The 17,408-nt window shown below is 71.2% G+C and carries 18 protein-coding genes; 10 read left to right on the top strand and 8 right to left on the bottom strand.

What is annotated here, in order from left to right:
• Positions 1-4: 4 nt before the first annotated feature.
• Entirely contained in the window at positions 5-1,342 is a 1,338-nt protein-coding gene (locus tag C4T78_RS06930; protein WP_093353691.1) for a short-chain fatty acid transporter, read from the top strand.
• A 15-nt stretch (positions 1,343-1,357) separates the two neighbouring features.
• Positions 1,358-1,654, top strand: a complete 297-nt coding sequence (locus tag C4T78_RS06925; protein ID WP_093353689.1) for a YciI family protein — start codon at positions 1,358-1,360, stop codon at positions 1,652-1,654.
• 36 nt (positions 1,655-1,690) lie between these two features.
• Here C4T78_RS06925 and C4T78_RS06920 read toward each other — a convergent pair whose 3' ends face one another.
• The 4 genes from C4T78_RS06920 to C4T78_RS06905 all read right to left on the bottom strand — a co-directional run bounded on the left by C4T78_RS06920 (position 1,691) and on the right by C4T78_RS06905 (position 6,725).
• The gene (locus C4T78_RS06920) at positions 1,691-2,395 is read right to left on the bottom strand and encodes a class I SAM-dependent methyltransferase (RefSeq protein ID WP_093353687.1); all 705 of its coding nucleotides are present in this window, start codon (positions 2,393-2,395) and stop codon (positions 1,691-1,693) included.
• A gap of 63 nt (positions 2,396-2,458) precedes the next feature.
• On the bottom strand, positions 2,459-4,381 hold the full coding sequence (locus C4T78_RS06915; protein ID WP_093353684.1) for a TIGR04222 domain-containing membrane protein: 1,923 nt from the start codon (positions 4,379-4,381) through the stop codon (positions 2,459-2,461).
• A gap of 201 nt (positions 4,382-4,582) precedes the next feature.
• Positions 4,583-5,530: a redoxin family protein gene (locus C4T78_RS06910; RefSeq protein ID WP_093353682.1), complete on the bottom strand. Its 948-nt coding sequence runs from the start codon at positions 5,528-5,530 to the stop codon at positions 4,583-4,585.
• Between the two features lie 67 nt (positions 5,531-5,597).
• The gene (locus C4T78_RS06905) at positions 5,598-6,725 is read right to left on the bottom strand and encodes a M20/M25/M40 family metallo-hydrolase (protein WP_235863583.1); all 1,128 of its coding nucleotides are present in this window, start codon (positions 6,723-6,725) and stop codon (positions 5,598-5,600) included.
• 140 nt (positions 6,726-6,865) lie between these two features.
• Between C4T78_RS06905 and C4T78_RS06900 the strand changes: the two genes are divergently transcribed.
• From C4T78_RS06900 to C4T78_RS06880, 5 genes are read left to right on the top strand one after another with little or no spacing between them, the layout of a single operon-like run.
• On the top strand, positions 6,866-7,660 hold the full coding sequence (locus tag C4T78_RS06900) for a GNAT family N-acetyltransferase (protein WP_093353679.1): 795 nt from the start codon (positions 6,866-6,868) through the stop codon (positions 7,658-7,660).
• Positions 7,647-8,318 (top strand): MurR/RpiR family transcriptional regulator, encoded by a 672-nt coding sequence (locus C4T78_RS06895; protein WP_218161600.1) that lies wholly within the window; start codon positions 7,647-7,649, stop codon positions 8,316-8,318. Before C4T78_RS06900 ends, C4T78_RS06895 begins: the two co-directional genes overlap by 14 nt.
• Positions 8,318-9,436: an o-succinylbenzoate synthase gene (menC, locus tag C4T78_RS06890; RefSeq protein ID WP_093353677.1), complete on the top strand. Its 1,119-nt coding sequence runs from the start codon at positions 8,318-8,320 to the stop codon at positions 9,434-9,436. The genes C4T78_RS06895 and menC overlap by 1 nt, the downstream gene beginning before the upstream one ends.
• A complete protein-coding gene (locus C4T78_RS06885; RefSeq protein WP_093353674.1) occupies positions 9,433-10,860 on the top strand; it encodes a Na+/H+ antiporter NhaC family protein in 1,428 nt (475 codons plus the stop codon). The genes menC and C4T78_RS06885 overlap by 4 nt, the downstream gene beginning before the upstream one ends.
• Before the next feature lie 11 nt (positions 10,861-10,871).
• Positions 10,872-12,437: an N-acyl-D-amino-acid deacylase family protein gene (locus C4T78_RS06880; RefSeq protein WP_093353672.1), complete on the top strand. Its 1,566-nt coding sequence runs from the start codon at positions 10,872-10,874 to the stop codon at positions 12,435-12,437.
• A 27-nt stretch (positions 12,438-12,464) separates the two neighbouring features.
• Here C4T78_RS06880 and C4T78_RS06875 read toward each other — a convergent pair whose 3' ends face one another.
• Together C4T78_RS06875 and C4T78_RS06870 are read right to left on the bottom strand one after the other, a co-directional pair.
• On the bottom strand, positions 12,465-13,391 hold the full coding sequence (locus tag C4T78_RS06875) for a pseudouridine synthase (protein WP_093353861.1): 927 nt from the start codon (positions 13,389-13,391) through the stop codon (positions 12,465-12,467).
• Positions 13,392-13,414: 23 nt separating this feature from the next.
• Complete coding sequence (locus C4T78_RS06870; protein WP_235863582.1) at positions 13,415-13,897, bottom strand: GNAT family N-acetyltransferase; 483 nt, start codon at positions 13,895-13,897, stop codon at positions 13,415-13,417.
• 101 nt (positions 13,898-13,998) lie between these two features.
• Between C4T78_RS06870 and C4T78_RS06865 the strand changes: the two genes are divergently transcribed.
• The gene (locus C4T78_RS06865) at positions 13,999-15,177 is read left to right on the top strand and encodes an MFS transporter (RefSeq protein WP_093353670.1); all 1,179 of its coding nucleotides are present in this window, start codon (positions 13,999-14,001) and stop codon (positions 15,175-15,177) included.
• Here C4T78_RS06865 and C4T78_RS36310 read toward each other — a convergent pair.
• Positions 15,137-15,304, bottom strand: a complete 168-nt coding sequence (locus tag C4T78_RS36310; protein WP_177247631.1) for a hypothetical protein — start codon at positions 15,302-15,304, stop codon at positions 15,137-15,139. The genes C4T78_RS06865 and C4T78_RS36310 overlap by 41 nt on opposite strands.
• Before the next feature lie 160 nt (positions 15,305-15,464).
• Here C4T78_RS36310 and C4T78_RS36305 point away from each other — a divergent pair, with 160 nt between their 5' ends.
• Entirely contained in the window at positions 15,465-15,623 is a 159-nt protein-coding gene (locus C4T78_RS36305) for a hypothetical protein (protein ID WP_177247614.1), read from the top strand.
• Between the two features lie 58 nt (positions 15,624-15,681).
• Positions 15,682-15,900, top strand: a complete 219-nt coding sequence (locus tag C4T78_RS06855) for a tautomerase family protein (RefSeq protein WP_093353667.1) — start codon at positions 15,682-15,684, stop codon at positions 15,898-15,900.
• A 10-nt stretch (positions 15,901-15,910) separates the two neighbouring features.
• Here C4T78_RS06855 and C4T78_RS06850 read toward each other — a convergent pair whose 3' ends face one another.
• A complete protein-coding gene (locus tag C4T78_RS06850) occupies positions 15,911-17,362 on the bottom strand; it encodes an MFS transporter (protein ID WP_093353664.1) in 1,452 nt (483 codons plus the stop codon).
• Positions 17,363-17,408: the final 46 nt, after the last annotated feature.

Below are 17,408 nucleotides of genomic sequence, written 5' to 3'. Positions count from 1 at the left end.
ACCGATGTCCAAGATCGCCAACTTCTTCACCGAGCTGATGCGCCGGTACCTGCCCGATCCGTTCGTCTTCGCGATCGGGCTGACCTTCCTGACCCTGCTGCTGGCGCTGACGGTGGAGGGCAAGGGCTTCATCGAGATCACCGAGGCCTGGGGCGACGGCTTCTGGAACCTGCTGTCGTTCACCACGCAGATGGCCGTCATCCTGGCGATGGGCTACGTGCTGGCCAGCGCACCGGTCACCGACCGGGTGCTCGACGCGGTGGTCAGCCGGGTGCACTCGCCGCGCACCGCGGTGGCGGTGGCGACCCTGATCGGCTCCGTCGGCTCCTACCTGAACTGGGGCTTCGGCCTGGTCATCGGCGGGATCGTGGCGAAGAAGCTGGCGCTGAAGGTGCCCGGCGTGCACTACCCGCTGATCATCGCCGCGGCTTACAGCGGGTTCACCATGTACGGTCTCGGGCTTTCGGCGACGATCCCGCTGACCATCTCCACCAGCGGGCACGCCCTGGAGAGCAAGATGGGCGTCATCGCGCTGGCCGAGACCATCTTCTCGCTGCCGATGCTGCTGACCGCCCTCGCGGTGCTGCTCACCCTGCCGGTCCTCAACGCGATGCTGCACCCCAAGCCGGGCCAACCGGTCACGGAGATCGACCCCGCGCTGCACGTCGAGAGCAAGAGCAAGCCGGTGGAGACCGAGGACTTCGGTGCGGTCACGGTGGCCTCGCGGTTGAACAACAGCCGGATCCTGAGCCTGCTGATCGGCGCGCTCGGCATGGTCTACGTCGTCGTGTACTTCATCCGCGGCGGCGCCGCGGACCTGGACCTGGTGAACTTCTTCATCCTGTTCCTGGGCATCCTGCTGCTGGGCACCCCGGCGGCCTACGTCGCCAAGCTCGGCGAGGGCATCAAGACGATCTCCGGCATCATCCTGCAGTACCCGTTCTACGCGGGCATCATGGCGATCATGGCCGCCTCCGGCCTGGTCGGCACGATCTCGCAGGTTTTCGTGGACATCTCCACCCCGGAGACGCTGGGCTTCTGGGGGCTGATCAGCTCCTTCGTGATCAACTTCTTCGCGCCCTCGGGCGGCGGGCACTGGGTGATCCAGGGGCCGTTCATGGTCGACGCGGCCAACGCGATCGGCGCCCCGATGCCGGACGTGGCGATGTCGGTGATGCTCGGCAACGCCTGGAACGACCTGGTGCAGCCGTTCTGGATCCTGCCCGCGCTGGCCCTGTCCCGGCTCCGCCTCAAGGACGTCATGGGCTACACGGTGATCATGATGTTCTGGGTCGGCCTGATCTACATCGCGGCGATCCTGCTGTGGGGATTCCTCGGCTGAACCGGGAGGGACGACATGCCTTACTTCATCGAGACCTTCGACAAGCCCGGCCACCAGCAGGTGCGGCTGGACAACCGGCCCGCGCACCTGGCGTTCCTCGAAGAGCACAAGGAGCTGCTGCTGGCCTGCGGCGTCAAGCTCGCCGACGACGGCGACCCGGCCTCCGGCGGGGTTTACCTGCTGGACGTGGAAACCCGCGCTGAAGCCGAGGAGTTCATCGCGCGGGATCCGTTCGCGCTGGCCGGTTTGTTCGCCGAGGTGAAGATCGTGCGGTGGCGCAAGGCCTACCTGGACGGCAGGGGATACCTGTGAGCCGTCGTGAGCGCCTGGCCGGAGCAGGTCAGGCGCTCACGAGGACGGGCGGGCGCGGATCGCGAGGAAGCCGGTGGGTTCGCGGTGCAGCCGTTCGTAGCGCTCCGGGGAGATCGCCGCGGCGGCCTCGGTCGGTCGCGGCTCCCGCAGGCGCTCGATGAGGAACCCGGCTTCGCAGAGCTCCTCGCAGGTCGCCTCCAGCGGTGTGGCCCAGTACCGCACCTGCCACCCGCGGCTCCAGATCTCCTCGATGACGCGCGATTCGAAGTAGTTGCCGCCGTGCCGAAGCCAGTCCCCGGTCGGGTGCGACCGCGAGAGCACCAGCGCCCCGCCCGGCCGCAGCACCCGGCGCAGCTCGCGGAGCGCGGCGGCCCGGTCGTCCAGGTACTCCAGGGCGAGCGCGAACAGCACCAGATCGACCGAGGAATCCGGCAACCAGTCCAGCGGTTCGGCCAGATCGTGCACCCGGAACTCCGCCGAAGGCGCGCGCTGCGCGGCGAGCTCGACCATCCGCGGACTGATGTCGCAGCCGACCACCTGCGCCCCGCGCGCGACGAGCTCGGCGGCGTAGAGGCCTGGCCCGCAGGCGACGTCGAGGACCCGCTTCCCCGCGACGTCACCGAGCAGCTCCAGACAGGCGGGCCGGTCGTAGTGGGCGTTGTGGAATCCGTTCTCCGCGTGCTCGGCGAACTCATCGGCGAAGCGCTCGTACTGCGCGTCCCGTCCCACGGCATCGGTCATTGCAGCGATCTTGCTACACCGGAGCACCGCCGGGCCACCGCTTTTCCGGGCTCGACCGGCCTGCTACCGGCCGGTGAAGCTGGACACCACGGCAGCCGCGATGCTCAGCGCCACGGCCAGCAGGAGCGCCCTCGCGATGGACAGCCCTGGGACGACTCGATGGCGGCTGGCCCGGCCGAAGGGGACGGGAACCACGATGCCCGGCCACCCGACCCGGTTGCTGCGGAAGACCGGGTACAGCGCGTGGGCCAGCCGGTTCCGCAGCCGGCGCACGCTGGGGCGGATCGCGATCCGGCCCAGGTGCAGTTGCAGGAGCGCGTGGCGGCGGAAAGCGACGAAGTGCGGTGTCCAGTCGCGGTCGAAGTAGATCAGCCCGTGGATCTGCTCCTTGTTCCGGACGGAGCGCTTGCGCGGGTCGGCGGGCAGACCCGCGCGGAAGTACATCTGGGTGCGCTCCCGGAAGCGGGCGTACTCCTCGCGGCTGAGCGGGACGAGGACCACCAGCCGTTCCGGTGGCATCAGCGAAGCCGCCTGTGCGAACTCCCACCGCAGTCCCTCGCTGCTTCCCGCCGAGATCAGCACGAGCGAGGCGCCTTGCATCAGGTTGAGCACCTCGGCCTGCCACCGGTGGAGATCCGGGCCGGGATCCGGTTCCGGCGGAACGTAGATGTGCGCGGGACCCAGCACGGGCAGCGGATTGCCGGGGTTGCCGATCGCGACGAACGTGCCGAAGCGGCGGACCGCGGTGGCCAGTTCCTCCAGGTACGAGCCTCCGGAGCCGAGGGCGGTCATGAGCGACCGGTACGGTGCGCGCCGTTCGAGCAGGGCGTCGTGGGCGAAGGACCGCAGGTACAGCACCGGCGGGGCGTAGCTGGTGTGCAACACCTCGCGCCCGTCCGCGGCGAGATGCTTCTTCCCCTGCATCGCCAGCCGGGCGCCGACCGCGCTGAGAACCAGGAACAGCGGGATGGAGAACACGTTGAGGTAGATCATGCCGGGAAACAGAACGCCCAGCGCGAGCACACCGCACGCTGCACCCAGGGCCCGGTAGCGCCATCCGAGAGCGCGGCGCGGCCCGGTTTTCGGCGCGGATCCCCGGATGCCCGGTGTCCAGTACCGTTGGGGTTCGAGGTGTTCGCCCCGTTCGGCGCTGTACCCGCTCCAGCCGAGGAAGGGCACCATGCCGGTCGCGGAGCCGATCCAGCCGGGAGCCAGCCCCCATTCTCCGGCACGCGCGGTGACGGCCTCGCGCACCTTCCGTACCACCGCTTCCGCCGGGACCTTCTCCTTCTCCTTCTCCTTCTCCTTCTCCTTCTGCCTGTTCGTGGGCTGGTACTTGCGCTCCACCGATGCGATCTCCGCCCGCAGCCGCTTCGCTCGTCGAGTGCCGGTCAACGGCAGCGACGCTCCCCACCAGATGGCGGCGGAAGCGGACAGGAGGACCTCGAGGAACAGGAGCAGGACGGTCGCCTTCGATCCCCATTGCCAGACCGTCATCGTGAGCACTGCGAGCGGGAGCAGCGCCCAGGTGAGCCACGTGAGGAGCTCGCGTCCCCGGTAGCTGAGCCGGAATCCCGCGGACACCATTCGGCGCCGCAAGCCGGCGGCGGTCTCGGTACGGGTGAACGCACTGACCAGCGAGTGCACGTTCGCATGGCTCGGCAGCAGCTCGAGCACCTGTCGCTGCACGGGGTCCTGAACGCGCTGCCCGGCATCGGGGCGGGGCCGGAACTCGCTGGGATCGCCGGGGTGGACGGTGACCGCGCCCGAATCCACCAGGCCCGCGAGCGCGGTCTCGACGACCCGGTTCGAATATCCGGCCACCGCGGCCACGTCGTAGGGCCCCAGCGGAGGGGCTGTGCGAGCGATCGCCCTGGACTGCGCCCAGAAGTAGGCGCCCACCCGGGCGGCCGAAGCCGCGCAGAGCAGGACGGCGTACCCGGCGAGGTACGGCCCGGCTTCGATCGCTTCCGGCGAAAACCCCATGCGAACCCCACCACGCGCATCGTGTCCGGCGGACGGCTCCGGTGTTCCCGCACCGGAGCATTCGTGGTCGAGCCCCCAGAGCTCGATACCGGTCCTCGCGACGGCTCGGCAGCCTACCGGCTCCGGCCGGGCCGTGAACACCGAACCCGGCCGTCATCCGGGAAGTGCCGTGCGGCGCAGGAGCAGGGCAGGAGTTCCGGCCTAGCCGATCTGCGTGCTCTCGGTCAGCCAGTCGAGAACCTGCTGGGCGTGTGCGTTGGGCGGGAAGACGGGGTAGAAGACGTGCTCGATGCGACCGTTGGAGATCACCAGCGTGAGTCGCGAGTAGAGGCGGTCGTGGCCAGGGGCCTCGAAGGTCGGCAGCCGGAGCGCTTCGGCCATCGCGAAGTGCGGGTCCGAGAGCATCGGGAACGGCAGGTGCAGTCGTTCGACGAGCTCGCCCTGGTACTCCGCGTCCTGGCTCGACAGGCCGAAGACCTGCGAAACTCCGACCTGCCGCAGATCGGCGAAGTGGTCCCGGAAGCCGCACGCCTCCGCGGTGCACCCGCGCGCTCCCGGGATGGCGTCCCACCCTTCGGGCAGGTCTGTGCCGGGACGCCCGCTCAGGGGGTAGCAGTAGATGATCGTCCGGCCGGGTGCGAGGGCGCTGAGGTCGATCTCCTGCCCGTTTGTGGCGCTCAGGACGAGGGCGGGAAGCGGCCTACCGGCCAGGTGGTCGGCGGCTCCGTCGTCTTCGGGCGCGGGTAGGTCTGCGGGGAGGGCGGTGTAGTCGGTCATCGCGTTCTCCTTGGCGAAACTCCGAGCGGCGCCGCGGTGCAACCTGCGGACGAGCAGGTCGCGCCGGGCGGTGAGGGAGGCGATCGCGCGGTCCAGCTCGGCGATGCTGTCGCGGTATGCGACCAGGGAGGTCACGCAGTCGTCGCTGTGCGCGTGGCCCGCGCCCAGGCACTCGATGAACGGCCTCGCCCGGCTCGGCGGAATGCCGTTGGCGGCGAGCTCCCGGATCTCCTCGACCAGCCGCACGTGTGACTCGTCGTACCAGCGGTAGCCGTTGGGCCTGCGAAGGGGAGTCACCAAGCCGAGCCGCTCGTAGTAGCGGACGGCCTTGATCGAAACCCGTGCTCGCTGCGCGAGCTCGCCGATGCGCACGATCCACCTCCGAAGCCACGCTAAACCCTGCCCCCAGGGGCAAGGTCAAGGACGACCGCCGAGTCGGTCACAGGTGGGCCAGCAGGGAGGCGGTCAGGGCTGCTCGTTCGGGGAGGGTGGCTGCGATGATCTGCTCGTCCGGGGCGTGGGCTCCGCGGCCGACCGGGCCCAGGCCGTCGAGGCTCGGCACTCCCAGGGAGCCCGTCAGGTTCGTGTCGGCCGCTCCGGCCGCCGGGCGTCCGGTGACCTGCTGGCCGACCGCTCGCGCGGCGCGGGTCAGCACCTCGGTGAGCCCGGCGGACTCCGGCTCGGTCCACACTGGACGGCTGGTGAGGATGTCCGCGCTGACGGTCGTGCCGGGGCGGACGGGCGTCAAACGCTGCAGCGCCGCCAGCGCGGAGTTCTCGGTCGCCGTGTCGGTGAAGCGCATGCCGATCTCGCACCACGCCTCACCGGGCACCACGTTCGTGCGTCCGCCGCCGGAGATGGTGCCGACGTTGCACAGCATGTCCGGGTGCTCGGTGGCGATCCGGCGCACGACCAGCAGCTGGTCGATCAGCTCCTCGATGGCCGACGCGCCGTCCTCCGGGGCCAGCGCGGCGTGCGATTCCCGGCCCGTCACGCGGATGCGGACGCGGGTGCTGCCCCAGCGGGAGGTCTTGACCGCGCCGTCGGGGTGCGGGGGTTCGAAGCCCAGCGCAGCGATCGCGTCGCGGCAGTGCTCGGCGACGAGTTCGCGCGCCGAAGGCGAGCCGACTTCTTCGTCCGCCACCAGGATCATCGTGATCGGCCGGTGGGCGCTGCCGTGCTGGGCGAGGAGTTCGACGGCGGTCTCGAAGACGACGAGGCCGCCCTTCATGTCGTACACACCAGGCCCGTGCACGCGGCCGTCCTGCTCCAGCCACGGCACCGGGCCGTCGAGCGTGCCCGTCGGCCACACGGTGTCGTGGTGGCCGAGGCACAGCACCGGTCGTTCGTGCTGCTTGTCGCCGGTGCCGGGGAAGTGCGCGACCAGGTTGGCGCCGGTGGCGCTCGGGTGCCGCTCGGTGCGGGCGCCGAGCTCGGCGTAGCGCGCTTCCAGCAGATCGAGCAGCGCGTCGAGCGCGTCCGCACCTCCGCTCGGCGTTTCCAGCTGGACGTAGCGGTGCAGCCGGTCGCGCATCGGCTGGACGGGGAGCGTCTCGATCTGACTCACGGATACGAAACGTATATGCCCGAACTTGTCCACACAAGACCGTTGACAAAAGGGAAATATGGACTCATCTTGTGCGAGTTACGTTTCATATGGTGGCGACTCGGGGCAACGGCGCCGATGCGCTGCGTGAAGGAGGGGCCGTGGGACGCGGACCGGCATCGGGGCTCCGGGCGGCCGATTTCGTCGTCCGGGACCTGGACACCGCCGAGCTGCAGCGGCAGGCGGCCGCGCTGTACCGGCGAGTTTTCGGCTATCGCGATTCCGACGTCGGGCTGAGCCCGCCGCTGCTGACGGCGCTGCTGCGCAACGGCGGCTCGGTCGTCGGAGCGGTGGACGCGGACGGCGCGCTGCTCGGCTTCGCCTACGGCATGCGCGGCGGTGACGGCACGCGCATGTACCACTACTCGCAGGCGGCGGTCGTCGCGCCGGAGAGTCAGGGCCTGGGGCTCGGCCGCAAGCTGAAGCAGGCGCAGGCCGCAGTCGCCCGCAACACCGGGATGCGCTACATGCGCTGGAGCTACGACCCGCTGATCTCCCGCAACGCGCACTTCAACCTCGACGTCCTGGGCGCGGCCGGCCGCTGGTACGTCGACGACTTCTACCTGCACGAGCACTCGGACCGCGTCGTCGTCGAGTGGGATCTGGAGCGCTCGCCCGTGCCCTTCGCGCCCCCCGAGCCGAACCCGCCGGTCACCCGCGCCGAATGGGGCACCTGGCAGGACTTCGGCGCGCACGGACGCCTCGTGCTCCCGTCGGACCCGGCGCTGCTCGAACCCGACCGCGCCGCCGAGGTGAGATCCGCGGTGCGCGCCGGGTTCCACGAGTTGCTGGCCCGCGGCCTCGTCGCCCGCTCCTGCCGTCAGGTGTCGGCCGAGACCTCGGTTTACTGGTTCGCCCGTATCCCGATCACCGGAGGCGACCTTGACCGCGCATGACACCAACCGCGACCTGACCAGCCCGCGCCAGCGCTTCGACGCGCGCGTGCAGCGCCGTTCGGCGGCCGTGCTGCAGCAGCGGATCGCCGAGCAGGAGATCCGGTCGCTGGACGCGGCGATGGAGTCGATCGCCCGGGACGGGTCGGTGGAACGGGCCGCCGCGCTGGTGGTGCGGGCGCGCCGCCGGTTCATCCTGGGCGCGGGCAAGTCCTTCGCCTACGCGTGCCTGCTGGCCGCCGACCTCGGCGCCTCGCTGTCGAACGTGACCACCATCGACGGCCGGATCGTGCAGGCCGTCGACGTGCTCACCGAGGTGCGCTCCAGCGATGCGCTGGTCGTCTTCTCGCTGCGCCGCTACCGCCGCGAGAGCATCGAGGTCGCCCGCCAGTTCGCCGCCTCCGGCGGCACGCTGGTCGTGGTCACCGATGCCGAGGACGCACCGCTGGCCGCCGTCGCGGACGCGGTGATCGTGGTGCAGACCGAGAGCGCGTCCTATTCGGACTCGCCGACCGCCGTGGCCGCGGTGTCGCACGTGCTGGCCACCTTGATCACCGCCAGCGCCAAGGGCGCACAGCGCCGCTTCGGCGAGCGGGACCGCTTCTCCCGCGCACTGGGCATCTACGCCGACGAAGCCGACAACCCCCGATCGGAGACCTGATGAAGATCGACAGCGCGACGCTGCACCGCGTCCGGCTGCCGTTGAAGCACAGCTTCCAGACCAGCTCGCACCGCAAGAGCCACCTGGAGCACATCCTGGTGCGGCTGGTCGACGAGACCGGAGCCGTCGGCTGGGGCGAGATCGCCTCGCCGAGCGATCCGTACTACGCGTCCGACACCGTCGGCACCAGCTGGCTGATCGCCACCGAGTACCTGCTGCCCGCCATCCTCGGCCGCGAGGTCGAGCACCCGCGCGAACTCGGCGAGCTGTACGGGAAGGTGCGCGGGCACCGCTTCGCCGCCGCCGGCATCGACGCCGCGGGCTGGGCGCTGTGGACGGCGCAGCAGGGCGTTTCGCTGGCCGCCGCGCTCGGCGGCGAGCGGGAAACCGTGGTGGCCGGGGTGTCGCTGGGCATCGAGCCCACCATCGACGACCTGCTGGAGCAGGTGCAGCGCCAGGTCGACGCCGGATACCCGCGGGTGAAGCTGAAGATCGCCCCGGGCTGGGACGTCGAACCGGTCAAGCAGGTGCGCTCGGCGTTCCCGCGGCTGAACCTGCACGTCGATGCCAACGGCGCCTACCTGGACGTCCCGGAGCACCGCGCCGTGCTGCGCGAACTCGACCACTTCGAGCTGGCGATGATCGAGCAGCCGTTCGCGCCCCGCGCGCTGCTGCCCTCCGCCGAACTGCAGGCGAGCATCGAAACGCCGGTCTGCCTGGACGAATCCGTGGACACGCTGGACGACCTGCGCACCGCGATCGCGCTGCGGGCGGGCCGGGTCCTCAACATCAAGGCCTCCCGGATGGGCGGGCTGACCACCGCCGTGGCCGCGCACGACCTGGCCCGCGACGCGGGGTGGCCGGTGTGGTGCGGCGGGATGCACGAGTTCGGCATCGGCCGCATCGCCAACGTCGCGCTCTCCAGCCTGCCCGGTTTCAGCCTGCCCTCCGACGTCTCGGCGTCGGAGAAGTACTACGCCAGCGATGTGGTGAACCCGCCGCTGGCCGCGCACAACGGGGTCGTCGCCGTGCCCACCACCCCGGGGCTCGGCGTCGAGGTCGATGAGGACTTCATCGCCGAGCACAGCCACCAGACCCACAGAAAGCAGTCCTCATGAGCGATGTGGACAGCGCCGGCGCTCCGCCGCGCGCCGATGCCGGGCCCTCCAGGGGCCGAAGACTGACCATCACCACCACCGCCATCGGCGGCCTCGTCCTGTCCGGAGCGCTCGGGCCGTTCGTCCAGGCGCCGACGTTGTGGGGCCTGGTGCCGATCGTGCTCTACGCGGCGCTGGCGCTGCTGGGCATGGACATCATGGTGGCCACCGTCGTCGCGGTGATCTCCGCGCTGCTGATCATGCTGCCCACCCCGGCGGAGATCGGCGAGCTGCTCGGCGAATCGCTGGGCGACCAGGTCACCGTCATCGGACTGGTGATCATGCTCGGCGCCGGGGTCGGCGAGATCCTGCGCAGCACCGGCATCGCGGCGACGATCGTGCGCGGCGTGATGCGCGTGGTCGGCGAGCGCAACCGAACGGCCGCGACGCTGGGCGTGATGGTCTCCTGCCTGCTGCTGGTCGCCAGCCTCGGCACCCTGGCCGGTGCGCTGGCGATCGCCGCGCCGCTGCTGCTGCCGGTCGTTGCCAGGCTCGGCTTCACCCGCTCTGCGACGGCGGCGATGATGTTCACCGGTGGTTGCGCGGGTCTGGCGCTGGCGCCCTTCGCCGGTTCCAACGTCGCGATCATGAGCGCGGCCGAGGTCGGCTACCTGCAGTACCTGCTCTACGGGGCGGGGCCGCTGGCGGTGCTGTCGCTGGTCGCGGGCCTGGTGATCGTGCCGTGGATGCAGCGGCGGACCGAGGGCACCGGCGACGACTACGACGCCGCCGACCTCGGTGCCACCGACGACGCGCCGAAGCGGGGCAGCGGGCGGGCGACCGCGGCGTTCGCCCTCGTCCTGGTCGCCAGCGTCGGTTACGCGATCGCCTCCGGCGCGGGCACCACGTTCCCGCTGCTCGCGCTGCCGCTGATGGGCATCGTGGCCGGACTGGTCGGCGGCCTGAGCCCGACCGAGATCGCGGTCCAGATGTACCGCGGCGCGGCCCGGCTGGTGAACGTGTTCCTGCTGTTCTGGCTGCTGGCGGTGCTGTTCGCCGGGATCGACGAGCTGCAGCCGTTCCAGGTCATCCTCGACACCTACGGCACGGACATGCGTGGTCTGTCGCCGTTCGTGTTCGCGCTGCTCATCGCCGCGCTCGGCTGGGTCGGGGTGCCCGGTGCGACCGCCGCGCAGGTGGTGCTGCTGGACAAGGTCTTCGGTGAGCTCGCGGCCAGCCTCGGGATCAGCGCTGGGGCCTGGGTCGTGGTGCTGCTGTTCGCGTCCAAGGCCGACACCTACGGCCCGTTCCCGAACGCCAACATGGTCGGCTCGATGAGCCTGGCCCGTTCGACCAACCTGAAGAACATCCTGCTGACCGGCTTCGCGTTGCTGGTGCCGTGCTGCCTGATGTACGCGGTGATCCTGTTCTTCGAGACCAGCTGAGAGGAGATGCCATGTTCGACGTCGTGATCAACGGCGGTGAGCTGGTCGACGGGACCGGGGCGCCGCGGCGCAACGGCAGCATCGGCATCACCGGTGACCGGATCACCGAGGTGAGTTCCGGAAAACTGGCCGGGCGGCGGGAGATCGACGCCACCGGGCAGGTCGTCGCGCCCGGTTTCATCGACCTGCACTCCCACGCCGACTACACCCTGGAGGGCGCCCCGGCGGCCGTCACGCAGATCCACCAGGGCGTGACGACCCTGGTGACCGGCAACTGCGGGCACTCGCCGTTCCCGTTCACCGATCTGGACCTGATCCGCCGCGCCAGCATCATCGACGACCGGGCGCTGAGCTGGAAGTGGCGCGATGCGGCGGGATTCCGCGAGGTCGTCGAAGGATCGGCGGTCAACGTCGCGCTGCAGGTCGGCCACAACGCGGTGCGGCTGGCGGTGCTCGGCGACGCCGACCGGGCGCCGACGGGAACCGAGCTCGAGAGGATGTGCGAGCTGGTGACGATCGCCGCGCGGCAAGGAGCCGTCGGCTTCTCCACCGGGCTGATCTACGCCCCGGGCGTGTTCGCCGACGCCGCCGAAGTGCGCGCCCTGGTCGCCGCGGCGGCCTCGGCCGGGCTGCTGTACTCCACGCACATGCGCAACGAGGCTGCGACGCTGCTCGACGCGGTTCGCGAGGCGATCGAAGCCGCGGAGCTCGCGGGCGCCCGCTTGGAGATCTCGCACCTCAAGGCGATGGGGCCGGAGAACCACGGCAAGGTGGTGCAAGCGCTCGCGCTCATCGACGCGGCCCGGCAGCGGGGTGTGGACGTCGCCGCCGACGTCTACCCGTACACGGCATCCAGCACCTCGCTGGTGTCGCGTCTGAGCCCGTGGGCGGTCGACGGCGGCAAGGACGCGCTGCTGGCCAGGCTGGCCGATCCGGCGACCCGGGAGCGCATCGCCGCTGAGCTGCGGGCCAGGTTCGGCCGGGACATCGACCCGGAGGGCCTGGTCATCGCCGACCTGCCGATCGGCGCGCAGAGCGCGGACATCGGCCTGTCGGTCGCGGAGATCGGCCGCCGGGACGGCGTGGACCCGGCCGAAGCGGCGCTGCGCGTGCTGGTGGCGCACGCGGCGAACGTGATGATCGTGAACCACGCGATGAGCGAAGCCGACGTCGACACCGTGCTCCGGCACCCGTGGGTGTCGGTGGCCAGCGACGGCTGGACCATGACCGAGCGCGGCGACGGCAGGCCGCACCCGCGCAGCTTCGGCACCTTCGCCCGGGTTCTCGGCCGCTACGTGCGGGAACGCGGGGTGCTGACGTTGGAGGACGCGGTGCGCAAGATGACGTCGTTGCCCGCGGCCAGGATCGGGCTGGCCGACCGCGGCGTGCTCGCGGCGGGCAAGGCCGCCGACGTCGTGGTGCTCGACCCGGCCGGGATCATCGACAACTCCACCTTCGAGCAGCCGTGGCAGCTGGCCTCGGGATGCTCGGCGGTGCTGGTCAACGGTGTGCCGGTGCTGCTCGACGGCAGCCCCACCGGGCGCAGCGGCGGAACGGTGCTGACCTCGGCGGCGTGAACCGGCGGGGGATGGTCGCGGCGGCGATCATCCCCCGGAATCGGGTGCCGACCAGCCGCTCAGCACCCGGCGCGATTCGAAGCGCCGCCGGTGCCCGGTGACCGGATCGGTGAACTCCAGCACCTTGGCCAGCAGCTGCAGCGGGTCGGCGAAGTCGTCGGCGGCCCGCTGCCGCACCACCGGGTACAGGTCGTCGCCGAGGATCGGAACGCCCAGGCTGTTGAGGTGCACCCGCAGCTGGTGGGTGCGCCCGGTGCGCGGCAGCAGCCGGTAGCGGCCGAGACCGCCGCGGTGCTCGACGAGCTCCACCAGGGTTTCGCTGTTGGGCTCGCCCGGCACCTCCTCGGCGGCCAGCACACCGCGCTGCTTGTGGATCCGGCTGCGCACCGTGCGGGGCAGCTGCAGGTCCGGGTCGAAAGCGGCGACGGCCTCGTACTCCTTGTGCACCAGCCGGTCGTGGAACAGCGTCTGGTACGCACCGCGGTGCCGCGGGGTGATGACGAACATGACCAGCCCGGCGGTCAGCCGGTCCAGCCGGTGCGCGGGGCTGAGCTCGGGCAGGTCGAGCTCGCGCCGCAGCCTGATCAGCGCGGTCTCCACGACGTGCCCGCCGCGCGGTGTCGTGGCCAGGAAGTGCGGCTTGTCCACCACCAGCAGGTGCTCGTCCCGGTGCACCACGTCGATCGCGAACGGCACGGGCACCTCGACCGGCAGATCGCGGTGGAACCAGAGGAATGAGCCAGGGACGAACGGGCTGTCGAGGCCGAGCGGCCCGTCGGTCCCGACGATCAGCCCTTCGCGCAGCATGGTGTCGATGCGCTCCGGCGGGAGCTTCGGGATCCGGTCGACCAGGTGGTCCCGGACGGTGCGCCAGTGCCCGTCGAGCGGAAGCCGCATCCGGACCGGGTCCACGCCGTGCCGCTGCGGCAGCGGCGAGCTGAGCTTGCGTCGCATCGCGCCACCAGCGTAGCCGGTGGTCACAGCGCCATCTTGAAGCCCTCGTGGGAGGCGGTGAAGCCGAGCCGCTCGTAGAAGCGGTGCGCGTTCGCCCGCTGCTTGTCGGTGGTCAGCTGCACCAGGGCGCAACCGCGCCGGCGGGCTTCGCCGATGGCCCACTGGAACATCTCGCCGCCGAGGCCGTGGCTGCGGTGCTGCTCGTGCACGCGCACCGCTTCGATCTGGGCGCGCAGCGCACCGCGCCGGGCGAGCCCCGGGATGAACGTCAGCTGCATGGTCGCCACGACCTCGTCCGCGGCGGTCGCCACCAGCAGCAGCTGCGCCGGATCGGCGTCGATGGCCGCGAACGCCGCTCGGTACGGCTCCAGGTCGACGGCCGACTCCCGGGTCGCGCCGAGCTGGTCGGCGGCCAGCAGCCCGACGACGGCGGCCAGGTCGGCACCGCTCGCCCGGCGCAGCTGGTAGGTGACCGGTCCGACGGACAACGTCGCCAGCACGTTCAACGATTCCTCCACAGTGGACTTCCAGGTTCCGGGGGCTGCGGTCCCGACTCTAGTGCGCCGCAGCTGGCATGATCGCGGGAGCTACCGGGAGGAGGACGGTGATGCCGAAAACCGCACCGGTCGCGGCGCGACTGGCGGTGGCCGCGCTGTTCCTGGTCAACGGGGCGAGTTTCGCCAGCGTGGTGCCGCGCTACCCGGAATTGCAGGACTCACTGGGCCTTTCCAATGCCGCGCTGGGCACCGCCATCGCGGCGTTCCCGCTCGGGGCGATGGCAGCCGGTCTGCTGGCCGGCCCGCTGCTGGCCAGGTGGCGCTCGGCGGACGTCGCGGTGTGGTGCTCGGCGCTGCTGGCCGCGGACCTGGTCGCGATCGGGCTCGCGGCGAACTGGTGGCAGCTGGCCGGAGCGCTGTTCGTGGCGGGGGCGATGGACGCGGTGGTCGACGTGGCGATGAACGCGCACGGCCTGCGGGTCCAGCGCGCCTACGGGCGATCGATCGTGAACTCGCTGCACGGCCTGTGGAGCGTCGGCGCGATCATCGGCGGTCTGGGCGGTTCGTTGGCGGCCGGGGTCGCAGCGCCGCTACCGCTGCACTTCGGTGCGGCCGCCGTCGTGCTCGCGGCGGTGGCCGTCGCCAGCCGTACGTTCCTGCTCCCCGGGCCGGACGATTCCGCGCACCGGGGCAACCCGCGGGCCCGGCCGGGAGCGCGAACCCTGCTGGCCCTGCTGGCGCTGGGCGCTCTGTGCTCAGCGGGTGCGCTGGTCGAGGACACCGCCGCGTCGTGGGGCGCGATCTACTTGCGCGACTCGCTCGGCGCGGCGGCCGCGCTGTCCGGCGGGGTGTTCGTCGCGCTGCAAGCAGCCCAGACCATCGGCAGGCTCACCGGCGACCGGCTGGTCAACCGCTTCGGCGCCCGCGCCGTCGCGCGAGCCGGGGGAGCGCTGGTGGTCGTGGCCGTCGGCGGTGCGCTGCTGTGGCCCTCGATCCCGACCGCGATCACCGGTTTCGCCCTGGCCGGCTGGGGGATCGCCACGATCATCCCGGCCGGGTTCAACGCGGCCGACGCCGTACCGGGCCTGCCGCCGGGAGCGGGCCTGGCCATCGTCGGCTGGCTCTACCGGTTCGGGGTGCTGGCCGGGCCGCCGGTGGTCGGTCTGCTGGCGGACGCGGTGAGCCTGCGCCTCGGCCTGGTGGTGGTCCCGGTCGCGGGCCTGCTCATCGTGCTGCTGGCCGGCCGCCTCAGCCGAACAGCTTGGCGAGGAACCAGCCGACGCGGCTGACCTTGCGGATCCGCGGGTTGCCCGCGACGCCGTGGATCTCCCACTGCTGCCCGCAGACATCGCAGCGCCAGAGGCCGATCTGGCTGATGTCGGGTTCGCACGGGTGCCCTCGACGACCTCTTCGCATGTCTTGATCACACCACAACAGCACGCGGCGGTGGGGTGCTCCACATCGGGCGGATCGGGTGAAACCGTGACTTTTGGCCTTACCGAGCGTGCACACCACCGCCGTACCGTCGACGGCGGTACTCGTTCGGGGAGAGGGGCCGCAGGTGACGGTGCGAGAGATGATCGACCAGATGGAACGGCGCTGGGAAGAGTTGATGACTCTGCGCGCCAGCCCGGACATGTACGGCAGCGAGAGCCTCGACGGCCAGCTCGCCGAACTGGAGCTCTGGCTCCTCCGCATGCAGCGCCTGACGGCACCGGGTGTCCGCGCCGCATGACCGGAGTCCGAATCAGCACGTGAGCGCACCGAGCAGCGGAGCGCGGAGGAGCCGTCAGATGCCGTTCATCGACATCAAGGTGATCGCCGGGGTGTTCACCGCGGAGGAACAGCGACGGCTGGTGGAGAGCGTGTCCGAAGCGGTCATCGCCGTCGAAGGCGAAGCCCTGCGCCCGGTCACGCACGTGGTCGTCACCGAGACGCCCAGCGGCAGCTGGGCGATCGGCGGTGAGGCGATGACCGCCGAAGAGGTCCAGGCCAAGCGGGCCGCGGGCTGACCGCCCGGGATCAGCGGTCCTGGCGGCAGGTGCAGGGGTCTTGGCAGGCGTGGTTCACGCCTGGGAGCGGGTAGGTGTCCACGGGTTCCGCTCGGCCGATGGTGAGCCAGGACAGGACTCCGCCTGCCGCGCACAGGACAGCTGAGATCAGCAGTGCCGTGACGAAGCCGGGGCCGAGCGGGGCACCGGCTTCGGTGCGCGACAGTCCGGCGACCACCGGCAGCACCGCCACCGCGAGCAACCCGGCGAGCCGGGACACCGCGTTGTTCACGCCGGAAGCGACTCCGGCGTTGTCCTCGCTCACCGAGGCGAGCACCGCCGACGTCAGCGGCGCGACCGTGATCGACAGGCCGAGGCCGAACACCAGCACACCCGGCAGCACCCCGGTGAGGTAGGTGCTGCCCGGCACCGCCCAGGTCAGCAGGGCGAGACCCACCGCGCAGATGATCGGGCCGAACGTCATCGGCAGCCGCGGGCCGGTGCGCTGCGCGACCGCGCCCACGCGGCTGGAGAGCAGCAGCATGATGATGGTGATCGGCAGCGTCGCGATCCCCGCGGCGAGGGCGCTGTAGCCCATCGACTGCTGCAACTGCAGCGACAGCAGGAACAACGCACCGCTCAGCGCCGCGTACACGGCCAGCGTGGTGAGGTTGGCGCCGGTGAACTGCGCTGAGCGGAACAGCGACAGCGGCAGCAGCGGGCTCGGGTGGCGCAGCTCGATCAGCGGGAAGGCCACCAGGCCCGCGGCTCCGGCCACGGCCGCCGCGGTGGTCAGCGGCGTCCAGCCCGCGACCGGGATCTCGATCAGCGCGAACACCGTCCCGGCCAGCCCGACGGTCACCGCGATCGCGCCGAAGACGTCCAGCCGCCCCGCCGCCTGCGGGTTCCGGGTTTCCGGGACGTGCCGCAGCGCCAGCAGCGCGGCGGCCGCGATCGGCACGTTGATGAAGAACACCCAGCGCCAGGACGCCGCGTCCACCAGCCAGCCGCCGACGAACGGGCCGATCGCCGAGGCCACCCCGGTCAGCCCCGCCCACCGGCCCACCGCCTCGCCGCGATCGTCGTGCCGGATGGTCGAGTTGATCAGCGCCAGGCTGCCCGGCACCAGCAGCGCTCCGCCCACGCCCTGCAGCAACCGCGCCACGACGAGCGCCTCACCGGTCGGTGCGAGCCCGCACCCCAGCGACGCGACGGTGAACAGCACCAGCCCGACCACGTACACCCGCCGGCGGCCGTAGCGGTCGCCGAGCGCCCCGCCGAGCAGCAGCAACGCGCTGAGGGTGAGCAGGTAGGAGTCGAGCACCCACTGCAGCACGCTGAGCTCGCCGCCCACCGCACGACCGATCGCGGGCAGCGCGACGTTGACGACCGACCCGTCCAGGAACGCCACCCCGGAGCCCAGGATCGTGGCGACGAGGATCCAGCGACCCGACCGCGAGCGCAGCGGCGCAGCAGTGCTCATATCGCCCGACGATAGGCCTTGGAGCCCGTTGTCGGCTGGTCGGCGG

Source organism: Saccharopolyspora kobensis (assembly GCF_900108315.1).
GTDB classification, from domain to species: Bacteria; Actinomycetota; Actinomycetes; order Mycobacteriales; family Pseudonocardiaceae; genus Saccharopolyspora; species Saccharopolyspora kobensis.
This window is presented reverse-complemented; position numbering and strand designations above follow the sequence as displayed.